The sequence below is a fragment of the Streptomyces sp. NPDC018045 genome (assembly GCF_044327445.1).
Taxonomy (GTDB): Bacteria; Actinomycetota; Actinomycetes; order Streptomycetales; family Streptomycetaceae; genus Streptomyces.
The window spans coordinates 486444-507254 of sequence record NZ_JBIRFL010000002.1 but is presented as its reverse complement, the minus strand read 5'-3'; the positions used below and the strand labels follow the sequence as shown (position 1 = coordinate 507254).

At 71.0% G+C, this 20811-nt stretch carries 15 protein-coding genes; 9 read left to right on the top strand and 6 right to left on the bottom strand.

The features are described from left to right. Positions 1–9: 9 nt before the first annotated feature. Genes ACH4EB_RS06180 through ACH4EB_RS06170 form a run of 3 tightly spaced genes read right to left on the bottom strand, consistent with a single transcriptional unit; the run spans position 10 to position 4424 of the window. Positions 10–1842, bottom strand: coding sequence for an amino acid adenylation domain-containing protein (locus tag ACH4EB_RS06180; protein ID WP_398346144.1), 1833 nt, complete (start codon positions 1840–1842; stop codon positions 10–12). After that, positions 1839–2996 carry a capreomycidine synthase gene (vioD, locus tag ACH4EB_RS06175; protein WP_398346143.1) on the bottom strand — a complete coding sequence of 386 codons (1158 nt, stop codon included), beginning with the start codon at positions 2994–2996 and terminating at the stop codon, positions 1839–1841. The genes ACH4EB_RS06180 and vioD overlap by 4 nt, the downstream gene beginning before the upstream one ends. A gap of 21 nt (positions 2997–3017) precedes the next feature. Then, entirely contained in the window at positions 3018–4424 is a 1407-nt protein-coding gene (locus tag ACH4EB_RS06170; RefSeq protein ID WP_398346142.1) for a KamA family radical SAM protein, read from the bottom strand. A gap of 1723 nt (positions 4425–6147) precedes the next feature. Here ACH4EB_RS06170 and ACH4EB_RS06165 point away from each other — a divergent pair. From ACH4EB_RS06165 to ACH4EB_RS06155, 3 genes are all read left to right on the top strand, one after another. Next, positions 6148–7542: a methyltransferase domain-containing protein gene (locus tag ACH4EB_RS06165; RefSeq protein WP_398346141.1), complete on the top strand. Its 1395-nt coding sequence runs from the start codon at positions 6148–6150 to the stop codon at positions 7540–7542. An 89-nt stretch (positions 7543–7631) separates the two neighbouring features. Continuing rightward, positions 7632–9368, top strand: a complete 1737-nt coding sequence (locus ACH4EB_RS06160) for a carbamoyltransferase (RefSeq protein WP_398346140.1) — start codon at positions 7632–7634, stop codon at positions 9366–9368. Beyond that, a complete protein-coding gene (locus ACH4EB_RS06155; protein WP_398346139.1) occupies positions 9365–11014 on the top strand; it encodes a condensation domain-containing protein in 1650 nt (549 codons plus the stop codon). Before ACH4EB_RS06160 ends, ACH4EB_RS06155 begins: the two co-directional genes overlap by 4 nt. A 503-nt stretch (positions 11015–11517) precedes the next feature. On the opposite strand, the gene ACH4EB_RS06150 is transcribed toward ACH4EB_RS06155, so the two are convergent. After that, entirely contained in the window at positions 11518–11829 is a 312-nt protein-coding gene (locus ACH4EB_RS06150) for a hypothetical protein (protein ID WP_398346138.1), read from the bottom strand. 928 nt (positions 11830–12757) lie between these two features. Between ACH4EB_RS06150 and ACH4EB_RS06145 the strand changes: the two genes are divergently transcribed. From ACH4EB_RS06145 to ACH4EB_RS06120, 6 genes are all read left to right on the top strand, one after another. Beyond that, positions 12758–13270 carry a helix-turn-helix domain-containing protein gene (locus ACH4EB_RS06145; protein ID WP_398346137.1) on the top strand — a complete coding sequence of 171 codons (513 nt, stop codon included), beginning with the start codon at positions 12758–12760 and terminating at the stop codon, positions 13268–13270. Between the two features lie 401 nt (positions 13271–13671). Then, positions 13672–14856 (top strand): acyl-CoA dehydrogenase family protein, encoded by a 1185-nt coding sequence (locus ACH4EB_RS06140; RefSeq protein WP_398346136.1) that lies wholly within the window; start codon positions 13672–13674, stop codon positions 14854–14856. Between the two features lie 157 nt (positions 14857–15013). Continuing rightward, entirely contained in the window at positions 15014–15310 is a 297-nt protein-coding gene (locus ACH4EB_RS06135; RefSeq protein ID WP_398346135.1) for a putative quinol monooxygenase, read from the top strand. Between the two features lie 71 nt (positions 15311–15381). Further along, positions 15382–15765, top strand: a complete 384-nt coding sequence (locus tag ACH4EB_RS06130) for a hypothetical protein (RefSeq protein ID WP_398346134.1) — start codon at positions 15382–15384, stop codon at positions 15763–15765. Continuing rightward, positions 15762–17045 carry an FAD-dependent oxidoreductase gene (locus ACH4EB_RS06125; protein WP_398346133.1) on the top strand — a complete coding sequence of 428 codons (1284 nt, stop codon included), beginning with the start codon at positions 15762–15764 and terminating at the stop codon, positions 17043–17045. Before ACH4EB_RS06130 ends, ACH4EB_RS06125 begins: the two co-directional genes overlap by 4 nt. A gap of 509 nt (positions 17046–17554) precedes the next feature. Further along, on the top strand, positions 17555–18610 hold the full coding sequence (locus tag ACH4EB_RS06120) for a biotin/lipoate A/B protein ligase family protein (protein WP_398346132.1): 1056 nt from the start codon (positions 17555–17557) through the stop codon (positions 18608–18610). A gap of 175 nt (positions 18611–18785) precedes the next feature. Here the strand turns inward: ACH4EB_RS06120 and ACH4EB_RS06115 are convergent, their stop codons facing one another. Both ACH4EB_RS06115 and ACH4EB_RS06110 read right to left on the bottom strand, forming a co-directional pair. Continuing rightward, positions 18786–19487, bottom strand: coding sequence for a hypothetical protein (locus tag ACH4EB_RS06115; protein ID WP_398346131.1), 702 nt, complete (start codon positions 19485–19487; stop codon positions 18786–18788). A gap of 197 nt (positions 19488–19684) precedes the next feature. Continuing rightward, a complete protein-coding gene (locus tag ACH4EB_RS06110) occupies positions 19685–20791 on the bottom strand; it encodes an NAD(P)/FAD-dependent oxidoreductase (protein ID WP_398346130.1) in 1107 nt (368 codons plus the stop codon). Between the last annotated feature and the right edge of the window lie 20 nt (positions 20792–20811).

Below are 20811 nucleotides of genomic sequence, written 5' to 3'. Positions count from 1 at the left end.
TCGGGAAGGTCAGTGCGGGCTCGCGCCGGCGGCCTGGCGGGTGAGCACCTGGCTCAGCCGCCGCGGGGTGGGGCTGGTGAACAGCGTGGCTGCCCGCAGTCCCTCGGCGGCTCGGAACGACTCGCGCAGCAGCGCGAGCAGGCGCATGGCCAGGATCGACTGGCCGCCGTGGTCGAAGAAATTGTCGTCGGGCCCGAGCGCGGGCTCCCGCAGGACGTCGCGGAAGTGATGCAGAACGGTGCGCAGCGGCTCCTCGGCCGTCTCCGGTGCCGGCTGCGCCGGGCCCGGGGTCCGGCCGCCGGTCCACGCGGCGAGCTGCCGCCGGTCGATCTTGCCGTGGGGGTTCTTGGGCAGCACCGCCACCCGGTAGAGCACCTGGGGCACGGCCCAGTCGGGCAGCGCGGCCGCCAGCTTCCCGGTCAGCTCGGCGCGTTCGGCGCCGCTGAGCCGGACGGCTTCCCCCGGGGGCGGGGCGGCGCCCGGCTCCCGGGGAACGATGAACGCCCACAGGCTCGTTCCGGTGTCCGGATCGGGGAAGACCACGGCCTGGTCCGCCCGGCCCGTCCCGCACAGTTCCCGCTCGACGTGGGCCGGCTCCAGCCGGTGGCCCCGGATCTTGATCTGGTCGTCGACCCGGCCGAGGAAGACCAGTTGGCCGTCCTCGTCGATCCGGCCGAGGTCGCCGGTCACGTACACGCGTGCCTCGGGGTCGGGGGAAAGGGGGTCGAGTGGGAAGCGCCGCGCGGTCTGCTCCGGGTCGTCCAGGAAGCCACGGCCCAGCAGCGGCCCGCCGATGTGGATCTCGCCGGTCTCCCCGACGGGCACCACGCGCCCGTCGCGGCGCACGGTGACCTCGGCGCCGTCGAGCGGGGTGCCCAGCGGTACGTCGGTGGCGGAGTCGGGCAGCGTCCCGGCGTACATGGTGGAGCTGACGGTGCACTCGGTGAGACCGTAGACGTGGACCAGGGCCGTTCGCTGCTCGCGCTGCCAGCGCCGGTACGCGTCGGGGTCCATGCGCTCGCCGCCGACCACGACCGTGCGCAGCGCCTCGGGCGTGGTCAGCGCGCCCGCGCGCAGCCAGCGGGCATACTCCAGCCAGTACTGCGTGGACAGTTCGACGACCGTGGTACCGCTGGTGGTGAGCAGGCTGTGGAGTTCCTCGGCGTCCAGCGCCCGGCCGTCCCGGCGGCACACCACGGCCGCGCCGGCGGCCAGTGCCGGGAAGACCTCCTCGATCACGACATCGAAGCCGAGCGAGGCAATCTGGAGCCAGCGGTCCTCGGGAGCCAGGGCCAGCCGGGTGGCCACCGCGGAGGCGAAGTGTCCCAGGGCGGCCCGCTCGATGACGATGCCCTTGGGCTGCCCGGTGGAGCCGGAGGTGAACAGCACATAGGCGAGTTGGCGGGCGTCGGCCGGCCGGGTCCGCCAGGGCCGCGCCGGGTCCTGGCCGGGGGCCGGGGACGGCCGCCAGGCGCCCGCCGGGGCGTGCTCGCCGTCACCGGCCCACGCGCACGCGCCGACGCGGGAGACGAGCGAGTGGCGGGCGGCGGGGGGCAGCCGGGGGTCGAGGACGGTGAAACCGGCGCCGCTCTTGAGGGTCGCGACCATGCCCAGGACCGTGTCCCGGGGGGTGGCGAAGGCGAGGCCGACGATCTCCTCCGGGCCCGCGCCGCGGGCCGCCAGCTCCGCGGCCCACCGGTCGGTGAGCCGGTCCATCGCCCGGTAGCTGAGGGTGCGTTCGCCGTCGATCAGTGCGGGCGCGTCGGCGTGGTCGTGCACCGACCGCGCCCACAGGGCGAGGAAGTCCGTACCGCGCGGGTCCTTGTGTGCCGGCCCGTTCATCGACGGCGCCCGGTGGCTCGCAGGAACGAGGAGAGGCGCTCCAGTCCGGCGCGGAACTCCTCCTCGGCGCCGCCGAAGCCCAGCCGCACGCCGTGCGGTACGCCGAAGGCGGAGCCGGGGACCAGCAGGGTGCCGTGTTCGGCCAGCAGGCGGCGGCAGAAGTCCTCGACGGTTCGCGCCGCGTCGGGCGCGGCCGGGTCCTCGACCTCCAGCACGCCGCACACCCCGCCGTCGGGCCGGGTCCAGCGCACGAAGTCGCGGTGCTCCTCGGCCCAGGTGGTCAAGTGGGCCAGGTTCCGGCCGGCCTGGGCCGCGCGTCGCCCCACGAGCTGGTCGGCGGCGCGCATGGCGCGCGCGGCGATCAACTCGACCAGGGGCGAGAGGAACAGCGTGGTGCGGTCCCGCAGGGGGAAGGTGGCGCGCAGCAGCTCCGGAGGGGCCACGCACCAGCCGACCCGCAGTCCCGGCAGGCCGAGGGTCTTGGAGAACGTCCCGTAGGACACGGTGCGCTCGTAGAGCGTGGCCGGGTCGGGCAGCACCTCCCAGCGGTGCGCGACCTCCGCCATCGCCCCGTCCCACACCAACACCGCACCGACCTCGTCGAGCCGGGTGAGGAGCGCGTGGAGCCCCTTCTCCGACAGGCTGACGCCGCTGGGGTTGTGGGGGAAGTTGACGATCAGTGCGGCGGTGCCGGGCGTGATGACCTCGCGCAGCGTCTCCGGAGCCACCTCGCCGTCCTGGACGGCCGCCAGGGGCAGGGTCTCCACCTGGCAGCCGGCGGCCCGCGGGTAGTGCCCGAGCGAGTGGTAGATGCCCTCTTGCACGACCACGCGGTCGCCCGCCCGCAACAGGGTGGCCAGCGTCAACGCGATGGCTTCGCTGGAGCCGTGGGTGGCCATCACCCGGTCCGCGTCGCCACCGCAGTAGCGGTCCGCGATCGCCTGCCGGATCCCCTCGCCTCCCTGGGAGACGCTGTCGTCCATGACGAGGCCGTCCAGGTCCTGTTGCCGGATTCCGCACAGCCGCCGGATCTCGGCGAAGGAGTACGGCTGGACTCCGCTGGAGCTGATGTCATGCACAGCGGAGCTGAGGTGCCGGCGGTACCACTCTTCGAGGATCGGGGGGGCTTCCGGACGAATACGGAGACTGGGCATGACGGAGAGGTTTCCCTTTCTCTAACCCCGGAGGGGCGTTTCCCTGAGGGGGGTGGCAGATTCGGTGTCCTTGTGGCTCCGCCACCATCGCTGGCCGGATTCCGGAAGGGTGTCGATGGGGTCGTAGTAGTGGTACGTGCGCTGCAGCGCGTCCGGGTCCTCGGTCTCCAACGGGGTCAGATAGCTCTTGCTCCAGTGCGAAATGCCCAGTTCCCGGTCGTAGGCGTCGAACTGGTCGACCCACCGCTTCCCGACGAACGGCACATCGCAGACGATGCGCGGGGTCGAGAAACCCGGGAGGTAGCCCATGATCTGGTGCTGGATGTCCTGTGCCCGGCTGACCGGTATGCGCCAGTGCTCAGCGTTGGGGATCATGTCGCACATGTAGAAGTAGTACGGAGTGATCGCCGCGTGGTCGGTGAGGGCGAAGCAGAGGTCGAGGAGTTCGTGCGGCTGGTCGTTGACACCGCGCATCAGGACACCCTGGTTGCGCACGTCGCGCAGGCCGGCGTCCAGCAGTTTGCGGGCGGCCGTCGCGACCAACGGGGTGATCTGCTGGGCGACGTTGGCGTGGGTGTGCAGGGCGATCTGTACGCCGCGGGCCCGGGCCACCTCGGCGATCCGCTCCAGGCCCGCCAGTACGGGGCCGGACATCCAGTACTGCGGCAGGCCGATGAGCGCCTTGCTGGCCAGACGGATGTCGCGGATGTTCTCGATCTCCAGCAGGGAGGCCAGGAAGGACTCCAGGCGCGGCCAGGGGAGGTTCGCCAGATCGCCGCCGGAGACCACCACGTCCCGGATGCCGGAAGACTTGCGCAGGTGGTCCAGGATGCGCTCGGCCCGGTCCGCCGGCTTGAGTTGCAGCTTGTGCTTCTCAAGCTGGGGGGTCGAGTTGCCCACCAGGTCCATGCGGGTGCAGTGCCCGCAGTACTGGGGGCAGGTGGCCAGCAGTTCGGCCAGCACCTTGGTCGGGTAGCGGTGGGTCAGCCCCTCGACCACCCACATGTCCTGCTCGTGCAGGGAGTCCCGGCTGGCCATGGGGTGCGAGGGCCATTCCGACTGCCGATCGGAGGCGAGCGGCAGCATGTAGCGGCGGACGGGATCCTCGTAGAAGGCCTTGGTGAGCGAGCCCGGCCCGCTCGGCTCGGCCGTCGGGGCCATGGTGTTCAGCATCTGCGGCGGCAGCAGGACCGACATGGTCGCCCAGCGCCGGCGGTCGCGCTCCCAGTCCTCGTAGAACTCCTCGGCCAGCAGGTCGCCAACGACCCTACGGAGTTGCCCGGCGCTTTTGACGCAGTGGGTTCGCTGCCACTGGGGGTCCTCCCATTGCTCGGTCGTGACATCCCGCCAGCCCGGGAATCGACGCCAATCCGGTTCGCAGATCGCAGTCGGTCGGTATCGGTACGCGGGTTGCGGCGATGCGTTCATCGGCTCCCCCAGGATTCGGATCTGAATTCACACTCGCGGTTGGACCGCAGCGCCGCCTTGGGTGGCGGTTCGCGTGAACGGTGGCCGATCTTGCCGAGTCGCCGACTTGTACACCACCACAAAAGTTGTGAGGCTCGGGATCCGGCGCACGCACCGCACAATTCTCGGTGAGGTCTGCGGATATTCCGCAGAGCGCGGCGCCCCCTTTCCGCGCATGCCGGGTACGGAATCACCCCGGGGCGGCCGCGGAGGCGAGCGCGGCCCAGCGGAAGGCACCTGAAACATTCACCAGGAATTCAACCGAACCGCGCCGTGAGGCCACCTGGGATTCGCTGGAGCGTGGACGGCTTCCTGTGTGGTGAGGCGGATATCTCCGATGCGTGGGGCGGGGTACGCCGGCTTCCGAGCTGCACATCCCGTCGGACGCGAACGGACTGCCCTGCCCTGTTACAAGCGATATGTCCGCCCGCACCACATAGGACAACCCCTTAGGGGCCCCTGGAGGCGACGGCATGTGGCGCGGCGGCTACTTCTACTTCCGGGACCGGGCCAGCGCCGCAGAACGTGGCGGCAGCGAGGGCCGCGCCGGACCGCGGGGAGCGGAGTTCCCGGTGCCGCCGAAACGGTCGAGGTCGGCCGCGAAGATTGCCGAGGCGGCCTTGAGGACCTCGTTCGTCCGCCTCAACTCGGCCACCTGGCGACGAAGTTCCTGTAGTTCCGCGCGCTCGGGAGAGGTGAGGCCGGCAGCGTGGCGCGCACGGCCGGCGGACGCGGTGGAAGGGGAAGAAGAAGGAGAAGAAGAAGGAGAAGGGATGGCGTGTCGGGTGACGGGCCGGTCGGCGGGGGTGGACGAGGGGGCGGTCGGGGTCGTTTCGCCCAGTTCCCGGCTCAGTTCGTACCATCGACGCGTCCACACCTCAGGGTCACCGCCGCAGGCTCCGACATAGGCGAGGGTGACTTTCAGTGAAGGTTTCTGCATCCCTCGGGCGGCCTGGGCGAGTGACGTGACGGAGTAATGTGTGCGTTTGGCCAGACAGCGGTAAGCCGGGTTACCCGCCTGCTGTCGCAGCGTGCGTAGCTCGTGCGCGAAACGTTCGAGAGGTCCCGCGTTGGTGTCGAGTGGCCGCTCCGGCCTCGCCATCGTTCCCCCTGAGTGTCCATGTACTGACTGTAGTCGCTGCGCTCGGTTCACATACCGCACCGGTATCCCCTGATGCCGGCAGACATAGGGGTCTCCGTTTTTTCCCATGCGTTCCCAGAAGGCGCGCCGGTCAGTGCACAACCTCTGGATGTACGGCGCCCACCAGTCATACCCTGCGGGCAAAGAGTTGATCAAGAGGCCGAAGCCAAGTGTGCACACCGCATCGCCCCGTCAATAGGCTTTCTGACGAAGTTTTGACGCATTTCGTTCGCGATGTTTAGCGCCATTCAGCAGCGGTCAGGGCACCCTGTCCAACGGGGCCACGAACGTTGCCCCGGGCACCTGTTCTGTGCGGCAGTTGAAGACAACACCGTTTCGCACAATGCGGCCGGTGGTGCACAACTCCGCGACTCGGCAAGATCGGGAGCCGAGGTTGCGCAACCGCCCCGCGAAGCCTGGCGGCAGGAACCGCGCACGGAGCTCCGCGCCCCGGCCATCAGAGGCGACCCCTTCGGCACCCGAACCCAGAAGGAGCCCCACACCACTGTGCGACGACAGCCGACCACAGCAGAGAGCCGCCCCGTGTCCGCATCCGGTACCGCTCCGGCCGCGCCTCCCGCCCCCACCCCCGCACCCCGCGGCGACCTGGCCGCCTGGGCGCGGCTGGGGAAGGTACTGCGCGCTCTTGACTGGCCGTTGCGGGCGGAGACGTACCGTCAGGCCGCCGGATCGATCCACCACCCGTGGCTGACCGACCAGGTGGGCAACGATCCGCTGTTCCGCCTACTGCACCTCGGACGGTCGCACACCGCGCCGCCGCCCGAACTGTCCGACGCCCTGGCCGCCCTCCACCTGATGGCACCCCCGGACGGGTCCGCCGACGGCGCCCCGCTCCCGGACGTCGATGGGGACGCCGCCCCGTACCGCACCGCGCACCACTACTTCACCGCCTTCCGCGGACTGCTCACCGTCGGCGACCACCACGCTCGCCCGCCCCGCAGCGGCGTGTACCTCGGCGAGGACGGCCTGATGTTCACCGACCGGGTGCTGAGCACGCACGCCGAGGGCACCGCCCTGGAGATCGGCTGCGGCTCGGGGCTCACCGCCGCCGCGTTGGCCGGCCGCGGCCTGCGCACCACGGCGATCGACATCAGCGCCGACTGCGTGGCCGCGACCATTGCCACCGCCGCGCTCAACGGGGTCGCCGACCGTGTCGAGGCCGAGCACGCGGACGCCGGCCGGGCCCTGGCGGGCGCCGCCCGCTACGACTTCGTCGCCGCCAACCCGCCCGGCCTCCCCGTCCCCGACACCGTGGCCTACGGTCCCGCCGGGAACGGCGGCCCGGACGGGCTCGCCGTCGTGCGGACCGTATGGGAGAACGCGCCCCGGATACTGCGCGACGGCGGGGCCCTGGTGATGCGCTTCGAGTGCGCCGGCGACCTCGGCGGTCCCCGGGCGCTGCCGGAGATCTTCGCACTCGCCGGTGACAGCTCGGTATGGGTCACCGTCCACGCACGGTTGCCGATGCGTACCCGCAGCGCACTCACCGCGCTGCGGGCCACCCCGCACAACCCCGGTGACAGTCCCGAGGAACTGCTGCGCCGCCTCGACGCCCACACCGACGCCCTCGGCGCCTCCCGCCTCTACACCTGCTTCATGGTGCTGCGGAAGGACGGCCGGGCCCGCCGTGAGGTGCACGACCTCACCACGGCCGACCGCCCGCCGGGCGGCGCCGCGGGGGCGCCCACCCCACCCCCGGCCGACGCCGACCGGCTGCCACCGGGCCTGGCCGGACTGGACTGGCGGCCTCAGCTCGCACTGCTGCACGAGCGCTGGGACGACGCCGTACGGGCCGCCGCACGGCACCACGACGCCGACGCCGTCCTCGCCGAGGTGTTCCCGGACGCGCTGGAGAGGGACCCGATCAACAGCCGCAGCCTCCACGCGTTCCTCAGCGCCCTGCCCGGCATGCCCTGACCCGGCACCGCCCCGGAAGACCCCGCCTTCCCGCCTCCGCGAGCGGGGGAGCGCGGGCCCGACGACCCCACAGACCCAAGGGATGGACCATGCGTGTTCTCGGAATCAACGGCTGGCCGGGCGCCAGCCACGACGGCGCGGCCTGCCTCGTCGTGGACGGCGAAGTGGTCGCGCTGGCGGAGGAGGAGCGCTTCACCCGCAACAAACACGCCTACGGTGAGGCGCCGTTGCACGCCGTCGCCTACTGCCTGGCCGAGGGCGGCCTCACCCTGGATGACGTGGACGTCGTCGCGCACGGCTGGGACATGCCCAAGCTCTTCGCCGACCGCGGCCTGGAGTGGTTCCCCCACGACGCCGCCGCCCTCGAACACCTCCTGCCCGCCAAGCTGTTCCCCCGCACCCGGGACCCGCGGCTGACCTTCGTCAACCACCACATGGCGCACGCCGCGAGCGCGTACCACCTCTCCGGCCGCGACCGCGGCGCCATCCTCGTGCTCGACGGCCAGGGCGAGGACGAGTCCACCACACTGGCCGTCGGCATCGACGGCGTCATCAAACCGCTGCGCAGCTACGCGCCCGGCTGGTCGCTCGGCTACTTCTACTCCGCGGTCTGCGAGTACGTGGGACTCGGCGCCGACGCGGCCGGCAAGATGATGGGCCTCGCCTCCTACGGCAGCCCCCAGGACCTCACCTTCGGCGGCGCGTTCACCTTCGCCGACGACGGCTTCACCGTCGGCCCGGTGCCGCGGGACCTGCTGGCCAAGGGCAGCACCGACGAGGAGGCGGCGACCATCCGGCACTGGATGGCGCACCTGGAGAAGACGCTGCGCCGGCCGCCCAACAAGGCCACCCGCCGCTTCCTCCCGGAGCTGGGCCGCTACCGCAAGGTCACCGACCACGACCCGTTCGAGTACCGCGACATCGCGGCCACCGCCCAGGCCGCGCTGGAGCGTTGCGTGATCGACAGTGTGCGGGCGCTGCTGCGGGAGAGCGGCGAAAGCACTCTCATGGTCGCGGGCGGCGTGGGCTTCAACGCCACCCTCAACGGCAAGCTGATGCGGCTGCCCGAGGTCCAGGACCTGTTCGTCCAGCCGCTCGCCGGCGACCAGGGCGTCTCGCTCGGCGCGGCCATCTGGGTCGCCGCCCAGGAAGGCGACCGCATCGCGCCCATGACCGGCTCCGTGGCGTGGGGTCCGCAGTGGAGCGCCGGGCAGATCCGGGACGTCCTCGACGCGAGCGGCACCGCCTACACCGAGCACGACGACATCGCGGCGGCCACCGCCGGGCTCCTCGCCTCCGGAGCCGTCGTGGGCTGGCACCAGGGCCGGGCCGAGGGCGGCCCGCGCGCGCTCGGCCACCGCAGCATGCTGGCCGTGCCCTCCCCCGAGGCCACCCGCGACCACGTCAACGTGCGGATCAAGGACCGGGAGGCGTGGCGGCCGTTCGCCCCGAGCATGCAGGAGGAAGCGGCCCCCGGGCTGATAGGCACCGACACCCCCCTGCCGTACATGATCGTCACCACGCCGGTCACCGAGCGGGGTGCCGCGGTGATGCCCGCCGTGGTCCACAGCGACCGCACCACCCGCCCGCAGACCGTCTCCCGGCACACCGACCCGCTGTACCACCGGCTGATCGGCGAGGTCGGCCGGGCCACCGGCAGCGCCGTGGTACTCAACACCTCCTTCAACGGCCGCGAGGAACCCGTGGTATGCAGCCCGCGCGACGCCCTGGACACCTTCCACCGGCTGCCCATGGACGCCCTGGCCGTCGGCCCCTTCCTCGTCGAACGGCCCGGCCGCACCTCCCGTACGGAGGGCCGGCGGTGACTCCCGCGCACCCGCCCGCCACCACGGCCCCGGAGTCCCGGGCACCCGACCGCGAGGACGTCACCGCGCACCTGACCGCCTGGCTCGAAGAGGCCGCACTGGTGCCCGATCCCGACCCCGAAGCGCCGCTGCGCGACCTCGGAGTGGACTCGCTCGACCTGATCCGGGCCGCGCGCCAGGTCGACCAGGTCTTCGGTGTCCACGTCCCGCTGCGCGACCTGCTCGCCGACGCGCTCACCCTGCCCGGGCTGGTCCGCCTGGTCCTGGAGCGCGCCGGCACGCGGCGCGGACCCTCCGCCCACGGTCTGGCCCACCCCTTCACCGTCCTGGCCCCGCCCCAGGAACAGGCGTGGGAAACCCAGCCGCCGCAGCGGGACCAGTGGAACCAGGCCATGCTGTTCACCACCGGCCCCGACGTGGACCCCACCACCCTCCAGGACGCCGTGCGGCGCCTCGTCGCCGGGCACCAGTCGCTGCGGCTGGCCTTCGACGCCAAGCCCGCCCGCCGCCCGGAACAGCGGGCCGAAGCGCTGGGCGCCGACGACCGGCTGCCCGACGTCTTCGACGTCGTCGACCTCACCGAAACCCCCGACGACCGGCTTTCGGAAGCCGTCACCCTGCGGTGCGCCGTGGAACAGCGCTCGCTCGACCTGCGGGCCGGCCGGGTCCTGCGCGTCGTGTGGTTCGACGCCGGGTCCGGCCGCCGGGGACGGCTCCTGGTCGTCGCCCACCAACTCACCGTCGACATGCTCTCGTGGTCGGTGCTGCTCGCCGACCTCCAGGACCTCTATCTGCGGCTCGCCGCCGGCGACACCGAGGCCCGCTGCGACGAGGGCACCCCGTACCTGCGGTGGGCCGAGGCGCTGGCCGCGTACGCCCGGACCCCGGAGGCCGAGCAGGAGGCGGTGTGGTGGAACCGGGTGGCCCGGACCCCCGGCCACGTGCCCCTCGACGTCCCGCACGCCGACCCGTGGGCCGCCAACACCGCCGCCACCGCCGCCACCCACCGCGAGGAGTTCACCAAGGAGGAGACCGAGGCACTGCTCACCAGGGCCCCCGGACTCCTCGGCTGCCACCCGGGAGAGGTGGTGCTGCACGCCCTCGGCGAGACGCTGGCGGCCTGGCGCGGCGGCGACGCAGTGCGCCTGGACATCCTGAGCCACGGCCGGGAGGAGACGGTCGGCGACGTCGACCTGACCCGCACCACCGGCTGGTTCACCACCACGGTCCCCATCAGCCTGGACCTGTCCCCCGGCACCCCGCACGAGCGCGTCGCCCGCACCCACGGGCACCTGGCGGCCCTGCCCACCGGCGGCGTGGGCCACGGCGCGCTGCGCCAACACGGCCGCCCGCGGATCTCCGCCGCGCTGCGCGGCGCCGAGCCCAGCGCCGTCTCCTACGACTACGAGGGGAGCGACGCGGACGACGTCCCCCTCGGCGAGCTCCTGTTGGATGTCGCCGACGAACCCGTCGGCGACATCACCGCGCCCGACTGGGTGCGCCCGCACCTCATCGAGGTGATCGTCACCACGGACGACGGTGTGCTGTGCGTCGAGTGGTGGTACTCCACCGCCCTGCACCACCACCGCACGATCCAACGGCTGGCGGCCGATCACCGCGCCGCTCTCCGCGCACTGCTCGTCTGACGGCCGCTCGCGCCATTCCGGCCCCCACGAGTGGCCGCGGCTCTGCGGGCCGTCGGCTGCCGCGAGGCCATCGCCGCCGCGGGGGCCCTCTGTATGCCGCCCCAGGTGAGCCCCTGAAAGAGCTGCTCACCTGGGGCGGCAAGCCGTGGGACGCCTTGCGCACCGTGCTGGTGAAGGGCTGGGTACGCGCGCCACCCGAAGGGCTGAACACGAAAAACGGCACGGGCGCCGCCCCGTGCCCGTACCTGCCGGCTCAACAGCCTGGCGCTCGCTCAACTCCTGCTCATCGACCCGCACATCGTCGTTCTCGACAAGGCGACAGCCCCGACGGGCTCTTCGGCCACCCGCCGGATCGAGCAATCGCGCGCCGCACTGCCAGAGGGGCCGCACGGTGATCTCCATCCTCCACCAGTTCGGCTCGGTGCGGGGGCCCGTATCCGGAGAGCTCGGAGTCGGCGTACGGGCCCACGACCGTCGCTGCGGTGACGGATTCCCTCAATTCCTCAGCAGTCGCACCGATGGGTCCGGTGGCGGTCCATCGTTTTGGTGAGGACACATCCAGCGGCAACGACCGTCGCTCGCGCGGATCCGAGTGCCTCCCGCAGCACATCGATGTATTCGCAGCTCCGGCCCTCAGATGCGCAATCGGCACGCAGCAATAGCAGGGCGGTCTCCAATGCCGCGAACTTCACCTCGCAGAACGGTTCGGTACGGTCGAGCGTTTTCATGTGCTCGGCGATCAACTGCTGCACAAGAAGCGGCTCGTCGACACCATCGTCCAGGTGCGCAGAAGCCGGCGGGAGTAGTTTTGTCATCTTGGCGCTCGTCCCATCTTTGAGATGCACTTCGCGTCGATTACGAGCATTCCGCCCGCGCGCTTCGAGTACACAGGGTACAAGCCATTCGGCCGGCGACAACGCTCATCACCATTAACCTATCGCCATCGAACCACATTCACCCAGCACAGGGAAGAGCAGGTCACCTTCGAATGGCACGCGACCTACCTTTCCGTCATTACTTCGACTCCTCGCCCCGCAAGCCCTATTCGATGTCGCGACGCCTGACGAAACGCCGGACGTCGGCAGGCCGTCGGCTCGCCGTACGCATCCTTACGGAACTTCCCGACACGGCGAACGCCGCCTGAAAACACACAACCTGCCGGTACGGAACCCGGGAAAGCTCAGCCCTGCCCATGCAGAGGGCCCCGGCCGGCCATCGCGCGTTCCGGGGAACCGGCTCCTGACCTTCGAGGCCCCCGGGCCCGTGCGCCCGGCCCCCTGGGGACCTCGGCATCTGGGCGCCTGAGCCCGCTCGATCACACTCTGTGCGCGACGTATTCATCGCCCACCAGCAACCCAAGTCGAGTGACCATGGCCGAGCTTGACCCACCTGCGTTGTGCAGAAGTGCTCCTCCGGGCGTGAACCTCCTCCTGGACACGCCCCGACACGGTTCCGGTCAACGCCGCCCAGCGCACGGAGCCCCACCCCCCGCCACCCAGGCACACCTCCGGAGACGTGGCCGCCAGCCGGCACCGGAGGTTTCCGGACACCTCCCGCAGGTAAGGACTTGATCAACCTTTTAGACTGCGGTTGCGAACAACAGACGGATCCACACGCGAGGTTGTACGGCGGCCAACGGCAGCCTCACCAGTCGTTCCGGTCGGATGTGGGGGCCAGGCCCGCGCAGGTCCCGCAACGACACAGCACGCACATGGGGCAGCTTGAGGCCCAAAGGGGGTAGTGATGGCGAGGCCTGAACGGCCACTCGATCCAGCAGACGGCTCATTGGAGACGTTCGCTCACGAATTGCGTCAACTGCGGCTGCAATGTGGCAACCCTCCCTATCACACGCTCGCCGAGCAAGCGCACTATTCCGTCGCGACCCTCGCGGAGGCAGCGCGTGGCGTGCGCAAACCCTCACTGGAAGTCACCATCGCCTACGTGGAGGCGTGCGGCGCCGATGCCGCACCGTGGGTGCGCCGCTGGCACGAGCTGACCGACGCACTGGAGCCCGCCCCCGGGCCGCCCCCGACCTCTCCACCGCCCCCGTCCGCCGACCGGCCTGCGGGCGATGTCCGCAGCCCCAGAAGGCGAGCGGATCAAGACACTGCCCTCACACCGAGCGAACGGCGAGAGCTCGACGAACTCCGTGTAGAGGTGGCCGAGTTACGACGCACCAATGAAGTACTCAAGGCGGCATCGGCCATCTTCGCCCGGGACCTCGTCCGCATCCGCTCAGGGAACGAGCGCCGGTAAGCCCCTCCCCCTGTCTCTGCGATCCAGCCGTGCCCCGCGTCCGTGTCGTTGCTTCCCGACGGATGGCCTGACCGTGTAGGCGCGCCGGCCGGCGCAGCACGTTCCGAGAAAGGCATCTCGCACGGTTCTGCTCTTCTGCACAATCGCCGGTGGTGTACAACGCGTTGACTCAGTAAGTTCGACCCAGCACGCGTCCGCCCCTCCCCCACCATCGGCGTCGGCATACTGTCCGCCCAGCCGGACCCTCCGGCCGGCTTGCGCACCTCGTCCGCCGAAGTCGAAGACGACACCGCCCCGCCGACCACCGCGTGGAGCTGCCTCCAGAGGGAAGCCGCGTATCCGTACCACCTTGGCCGAGGAACGAGCTTGCTTTCGAGACCAGGAAATGGAGAGATGTAACCATGCCACCTGCCGCGAAGGTGCCGACGTTATTTTCCCGGCCACCGCATTCCGAAGCCGTGGCCGAGTGGACCGCACGCGCAGAGAAGATCCTCCCCACGGTCGACGCCGATCGGGACAAGGCTGAGGCGGCCCGGGCCTCTTCACCCGAGGTCTACGCAAGAATTGCCGAATTCGGCCTGCATCGCATGTGCGTTTCCCGTTCACTCGGTGGTGGGCAAGCTCCCCTTTCCGCTGCGATGAGCGTCATCGGACTCATTGCTCGCCATGACGCCTCAGTCGCATGGCAAATCGGAGTGCAGAGCGCGATCGGACGCATCACGGATTACCTGTCCGAAGATGCCGCTCGCCTCATCTTCTCCCACCACGACAAGCTCGTCGTCGGCTCGGTGCACCCCACGGGAACCGCGGAGAAGGTCCCGGGGGGCTACCGGCTGTCCGGGCGCTGGGGGTTCGCTTCCGGATTCGCCGGCGCGGCATGGATCGTCTCCGCCGCCCGGATCACGAACGGCGAGACCGCCGGCGAGGTCCGCATGCTGTTCACCCCCGTAGCCGAGGTGAAACCGCTCGACACCTGGTACACGACAGGCTTGGCCGCAACCGCGTCGATCGACTATGAGATGGACCAGGTGTTCGTGACCGAAGCGCACACCGTCGGCAACGCCGCGTTGGTGGCACCACCGCCGAAGTGCGCATCACGGGCCTACGGCATCGGCTACTACGACTTCGGTCCCTTTCTCGCCGCTGCCACGGCGCTCGGCATTGCCGACCGAGCCCTGGACGTCTTCACCGAGTTGGCCATGTCCAAGATTCCTTCTGAAGGAACGATCACGCTCAGCAACAGCCACACGGTGCAGGACCGGCTTGCCAGGGCCCGCGTAGAGGTGCGTTCGGCACACTGCCTCGTCGCTGACGCAGTCCGGCACGCCGATCAGTTCAGCGAGACCGGGGGTGACGAGCTCTCCGCGCTGATCCGGGTCTCGTGCGCCAAGGCGGCGGAGGCCGCCACGGTTGCCGTCGATACGGTCCACGAACTGTCGGGGGCCACCTCTTCTTATCGCGCTCACCCACTGGAGCGCTGCTTCCGCGATATCCACACCGTGATCAAGCACATTCAACTGGCACCGGCCAACTTCGAGATGGTCGGCCGGTACCTCCTCGGCGGCGGTCTGCAGACCCGCCGCTGACAGCAGCCGCCCCCACCCCTCTTCCCCTATGCCCACGGGACGTTCCGGCACAGCGTACGGCCGACACGTGTCCCCGTCGCGGCCCGTGGGCCGTGCCGAGTTCGCTCCGACCCGCACGCCCGTAACCGGTCGCCGTCACGCAAGGAGACCGCCCCTCATGTCCCTCATTGTCGTCGCCGAGGCCCTGGCCAAGACCGGTCAGGAGGACCGGCTCCGCACCGCCCTGGAGGCGATGATCGCGCCGTCTCTGGACGAGCCCGGGTGCCTCACCTACCGCCCCTACGTCGACCCCCACGAGCCCGCCCGCATGGTGCTCGTGGAGGAATGGACGGGACCTCAGGCGCTCGCCGAACACTTCACCACCCCGCACTTCCACCACCTGAGGCAGGTACTGGACACGATTCTCGCCGAGCCGCTGATCATTCGGAAGCTGGTGCCCGCTCCCGCCGGATGATCCACTGACAGGTGGAAGGGGCGTACACCTCCACGGGCGCAACTCCGGCGCATCACGGAAGGAGCCAGAGCGTGATCATGATCGTGAACACGAGCAACAGCACCTCGGCGGTGGGAACGGCACGGATGACCTCGTCGATGGTGAGTGCCGCTCCGGCCCCCGCGGCGCTGCCGCAGATCCCGGATCCGCGGCTTCAGGTGGGCACGACCGGTCCGGTCAAGGCCGTCTACCGCTATGACGCCTTCCGGGGCGCGGAGTTCACCAGGCGCGCCGTCCCGTACGTCCAGGGCAAGAGAAAGCGGTTCATTCGCGACACCACCTGGTCGGTGCGTGTGCCATGGCACACGCAAGAGTTCCGCGTCGACCTGGCCCGTGACCGGGAAGGGCTGGAGGAGCAGGGCAGCCACGAGCCGCCCCACCGGCCGCTGGAGAGTGCAGGGGGAACCTCCGTATGAACTCGGATCGCATCCAGATCGCGGGAGCCGATGTCGCCGTCGTGGGCGGCAGTATCGCCGGCTGCGCCACGGCTCTGGCCGCGCATCGCGCCGGCGCGGGCCGGATCACCGTCCTTGAACGCACCAGCGACCGCCTCGCGGACCGCGGCGTCGGCCTGGTGATGCACAACGCCCGGTATGCCGAACTCGCGGCCGCCGGATACCTGGACACCGCGATGCCCTGGGTGCAGCTAACCACCCGCCGCTGGTGCCACCGCGACGGCGCCGCACCGCTCGGCCGCACACTCGCCGTCCTGCCCTTCCCGTTCCGCTCGTACTGCTGGGGGCCGCTCTGGCGGGAGTTACGGCAGCGGCTGCCGGAGGACACCGTCTTCCGGCCGGGCGTACGGGTGGCGGGGGCCAGCGACTCCGCGGACGGGGCGACCCTGCAACTCGACGACGGCGGCGGCAGCGAGAGCGGGGGCGCACGGCCGCACGCCGAGCACCGTACGGAACGCTTCGACCTGGTCATCGGCGCGGACGGCTATCGCTCGACGGTCCGCCGCGCCGCGTTTCCCGAGGTAGGGCCCGGCTACGCCGGCTATCTGGCCTGGCGCGGCGCCGTCCCGGCCGAGCGGCTGGCGGAACTCGACTTCCCGGGTCTGCCGGCCACCCCCTGGGCGGTGGAGGACTGCATGTACGTCGTCTTCCCCGGCGGTCACGTCATCATCTACCGCATCCCGGACGGTAAGGGCGGCCACCGCGCCAACTGGGTCGTGTACACCGCCCCGCCCGCCGGTCTCGACCTGGCGCTGGACACCCCCACCAGCCTGCCGCCCGGCACCCTCACCGACGCGCTGCACACCCATCTCGCCTACATCGCCGACGTGTTGCTGCCGCCTTACTGGGGCGGGCTGATCCGGCTGACGCCGCGCGAGGAGCAGTTCATCCAGCCGATGTACGACTTCACCGCGCCGCGTTACACCGTCGGGCGGCTGCTGCTCGCGGGTGATGCGGCCACCGTCGCGCGCCCGCACACGGCCGGCGGCGCGGTGAAGGCACTGCAGGACGCCGCCGCCCTGGAGACCGCTCTGCGCGCCGTGACGGAGCGGCCGGACGCGCTGGACGCGTACGGCGCCGAACGCGGTATGACCGGTCAGGCGATGGTCAAGCTGGGGCGGCGGCTGGGACGGCTCCTGGTGCAGGACACCCCGGACTGGCGGACGCTGGATCAGGCCAGTCTGACGGCAGCCTGGTCCGCGGCCGATGGCTCGGGCGCGTTCGGCGGCCGCGAGCTGTAGCACTGACGCTTCAAGGGCGACTGAGTCACTTGGTTTCCGAGAGTTCGCGGTTTACGCGTATCAAGACGGTGGTGTGGGCCGGGAAGTCGTGTGGCAGATGGCGCGCCGGCTCTCGCGGGCTGCCGCTGAATCTCCGGTTGTGACGATCGTCGCGAAATGGGCCCGTGATCGTTACGGCCGGTTCATCCCTGGACCGCCGGCCGCCCCGGCTCCAGACCCAGCCCCGCTGCCACTGCGGTCAGCACCATGCCCGTCTGAGCCGGTCATTGCTCGGCCGCCCGCCACAGAGCAGTGCCCCGTAGAGGAATGTCACCCGGCGCCTCCTGCTCCTCGCTTGTTTCCCCACGCGCCCTCGGCCGGCAACCGGAATCACCGAGGCCAATCCCATCAGGCCCAGGCACTGTCGACGCTGCCATGCGCCGCTATCCCCTCGACGTAAAAGATGCGCAAAATGCGGCATCCCCTGACGCGATACTGTTGGGTTGATTACGACGATGGAGGGAAGTCATATGCACGGCGAATACAAGGTTCCTGGGGGGAAGCTCGTAGTCGTGGACCTGGACAATCAGGATGGCATGCTGCGCAACGTGCGGGTGGCAGGTGACTTCTTCCTCGAACCCGACGAGGCTCTCACGGCCATCGACCACGCCCTCGAAGGCGCCCCTGCCGACACCGACGCCGCGGGACTCGCTGCACGAATCGAGGCGGCGCTCCCTCCGCACACGGTGATGTACGGCATCACGGCGGAAGGAGTCGCGATTTCCGTGCGCCGGGCCCTGGCTCAAGCCACGGATTGGACGGACTACGACTGGCAGCTCATCCACGAGCCGCCCCAGTCTCCCGCCCTGCACATGGCCCTCGACCAGGTCCTCACCGAGGAGGTTGCCGCCGGACGCCGCGCCCCCACTCTTCGCGTCTGGGAATGGGGCAGTCCAGCCGTCATCATCGGCAGCTTCCAGTCTCTCCGCAATGAAGTGGACCCGGACGGGGCAGCGCGACACGGAGTCACCGTGGTGCGACGGATTTCGGGTGGTGGGGCCATGTTCGTAGAGGCTGAGAACACCATCACATACTCCCTTTCGGTACCGGCCTCCCTCGTCTCCGGCCTGTCGTTCGCCGACTCCTACGCATACCTCGACGACTGGGTTCTGAACGCGCTCGGCGACATGGGAATCAAGGCCTGGTATCAGCCCCTGAATGACATCACCTCGAAGGAAGGCAAGATCGCCGGTGCCGCGCAGAAGCGACTTGCCGGCGGTGACGGCGCGGTACTGCATCACGTGACGATGTCGTACGACATCGACGCCGACAAGATGCTCGATGTATTGCGCATCGGCAAGGAGAAGATGTCCGACAAGGGCACCAAGAGCGCCAAGAAGCGCGTCGATCCGCTGCGCCGCCAGACCGGCCTGCCACGCAGCGAGGTCATCGACCGTATGCTCGCCTCCTTCAGCACCCGCTACGGCCTCACGCGGGGGCACGTCACGGACGAGGAGATGGCACGCGCCGAAGAACTCGCCCTGACCAAGTACAGCAGCGAGGAATGGACGGCGAGGGTGCCATGACCATGACGCCCAGCGCAGCGCCAGACGAACCTTGTGTCTCCTCGGCGCTGAAGACCCGTGCACTGAAGAAAGACCGGGGCTTTGCCGCTCGCCGAGTTACGAGACGGCCCACCCGCTACGGCTCCAGCGATAGCCCCCAGGGACCACGCCGGCAGAGCCGCCCCGGCCGCCGCTCCTACGCCGCCGTCCCCAGCCGGAAGCGGGCCGCCACCTCGTCGGCGAGGTCGCCGGCCGGGCGGCCGCCGTCCATGGTGATCACTGTGTTTCCGTGGGCGGCCGCCTGGCGGCGCACTTCGGCGTCCCACAGTTCGTCCCGGGCCAGCCGTTTGGCCAGGGTGGCTTCCGGTGCCCGGCTGCCCCAGCTCACCAGGGAACGCACCGGGACGCTGCGCCGGGCCCGTAGCGCCGCCATGCGGAACTCCGGTGTGGGGAGCAGGAAGACCGCCTGGTCGGGGCGGGTGAGCAGGGGTGCGATCTGGCTCGGCAGGTTGCCGAACCAGTCCACCAGGACGGGCCGGTCGGTGGGCATCGCGAGGAGGTCCTCGACCTCGAACGCGAACGTCTCGGCGACCACGCGCTGCGCGAACCCGCACGCCTCGTCGGGGCTGCGGCTGTCCCACAGGGAGCCGGGCGGCTCGTCGCGGGCCGCGTGGAAGTGCGGGTGCTGCCGTGGGGTGCAGCGGGGCAGCCAGGTGTGCTGGGCGAGGTCACCGCGGTAGATCACGGCGCCGTGGCGCCGGGCCAGGATTATCGCCAGCGTGCTCTTGCCCGCTCCGGTGCCGCCGGCGATCCACCGCACGTGGGAGAGCCGGCCGGCCGGAACGGTCGTCGTGCGGACAGCGGTGCCGAAGGGTGACTCCAATGGGGGGCGCCTCATACGGTCCATGGTCCTCGCATCGGCGGTGAAGCTCCAAGGCCGCCTCGTATGGGGTGCATCAGGAGTGGGCAAAGAGTTGGGAGGGACGGGTGAGTTGGTGCGCGCCCCCGCGCGCCTGCGCGCGTCCTGTGCGCCCCCATCCGCACCGTGCGCCGGGTCGGCGCACCCGGACGTACGGACCCGGCCCCGGCCCCGGGTCAGCGCACGGGGTCGTACGGCCCCAGGTCCAGTCCCGGGTCAGCGCCCGTCGCGAGCAGTGCGGCGACGCGTCCCGCCCACGGCCCGACGGTCAGTCCGGTGGGGCCGAGTCCGTCGGCGACGACCAGGCCGTCCAGCCCGGGGACGCGGCCGAGCAGCGGACGGATGTCCGGGCCGACGGGCCGGAAGCCGACGCGCGTCTCCAGGTGCGTGGCGCCCGCCAGCCCGGGGGCGACGGCCAAGGCCTCGGTCAGCACCTCGGCCAGGCCCGCCGCCGTCACCCGGTGGTCGAACCCGGTGCCGGTCTCCCGGGTGGCGCCCGCCACGATCCGCGAGCCGTCGAACGGGACCAGGTAGTGCCCGGTGGCGCGCGGCATGACGACGGGCCAGCGCCCGGTGTCCGCGCCGGGCAGGGACAGGTGGACGAGCTGGCCGCGCTGCGGTGCGACCCGTACGGTGACGCCCACCGGCGCCAGCAGTTCCGCCGCCCAGGCCCCGGCCGCGACGACGACCGCGTCCGCGGCGAGGTGCTCGCCGTCCACCTCGATGCCGGTGACGCGGTCTCCCGTACGCAGCAGCGCCGCGCGCCCGGTGCGCAGGCCGGCGCCCCGCAGCCGGGCCTGGCGCAGCAGCGCGTCCCGCAGCCGCCCGCCGTCGACGCGCGCTCCGGCGGCTATCCGTACGGCCCGGGCGCCGGGGCCGAGCGGCGGGAACAGCGCGCGCACCTCGGACTCGCCGAGGAGGTCCACCTCGCCGGTGTCCGCGGTGCCGCGCCGCCGTTCGAGCACCCGTCGGCGGATGCGGTGCAGGTCCGCGTCGTCGGCGGCCAGGGCGAGCGCGCCGACGGCGCGGTGGCCGAAGTCGCGTTCGCCCGCCTCGGCGAGTTCGGCGGCCAGGACGGGGTGGTACCGCGCGCCCTCGGCGGCGACGCGGAACCAGTCCGCGTCGTCGTGCGCGGCGGCCCAGGGGCAGACGATGCCCGCGCCGGCCGCGGTGGCCTCGCCGGGCTGGGCCCGGCCGGCCAGCACCACGTCCGCGCCCAGCCCGGCCGCGTGCCAGGCGGCACTCGCACCGACGATGCCCGAACCGACCACGGCGACGCGCATCCGCTCCTCCTCCCCCGGCG

Bases quoted from the DNA above. Each gene is read 5' to 3' on its own strand.
- ACH4EB_RS06150 (WP_398346138.1), bottom strand. From the start codon at position 11,829: ATGACAAAACTACTCCCGCCGGCTTCTGCGCACCTGGACGATGGTGTC.
- ACH4EB_RS06140 (WP_398346136.1), top strand. From the start codon at position 13,672: ATGCCACCTGCCGCGAAGGTGCCGACGTTATTTTCCCGGCCACCGCAT.
- ACH4EB_RS06110 (WP_398346130.1), bottom strand. From the start codon at position 20,791: ATGCGCGTCGCCGTGGTCGGTTCGGGCATCGTCGGTGCGAGTGCCGCC.
- ACH4EB_RS06180 (WP_398346144.1), bottom strand. From the start codon at position 1,842: ATGAACGGGCCGGCACACAAGGACCCGCGCGGTACGGACTTCCTCGCC.
- ACH4EB_RS06120 (WP_398346132.1), top strand. From the start codon at position 17,555: ATGCACGGCGAATACAAGGTTCCTGGGGGGAAGCTCGTAGTCGTGGAC.
- ACH4EB_RS06115 (WP_398346131.1), bottom strand. From the start codon at position 19,487: ATGAGGCGCCCCCCATTGGAGTCACCCTTCGGCACCGCTGTCCGCACG.
- ACH4EB_RS06135 (WP_398346135.1), top strand. From the start codon at position 15,014: ATGTCCCTCATTGTCGTCGCCGAGGCCCTGGCCAAGACCGGTCAGGAG.
- vioD (WP_398346143.1), bottom strand. From the start codon at position 2,996: ATGCCCAGTCTCCGTATTCGTCCGGAAGCCCCCCCGATCCTCGAAGAG.
- ACH4EB_RS06170 (WP_398346142.1), bottom strand. From the start codon at position 4,424: ATGAACGCATCGCCGCAACCCGCGTACCGATACCGACCGACTGCGATC.
- ACH4EB_RS06160 (WP_398346140.1), top strand. From the start codon at position 7,632: ATGCGTGTTCTCGGAATCAACGGCTGGCCGGGCGCCAGCCACGACGGC.
- ACH4EB_RS06145 (WP_398346137.1), top strand. From the start codon at position 12,758: ATGGCGAGGCCTGAACGGCCACTCGATCCAGCAGACGGCTCATTGGAG.
- ACH4EB_RS06125 (WP_398346133.1), top strand. From the start codon at position 15,762: ATGAACTCGGATCGCATCCAGATCGCGGGAGCCGATGTCGCCGTCGTG.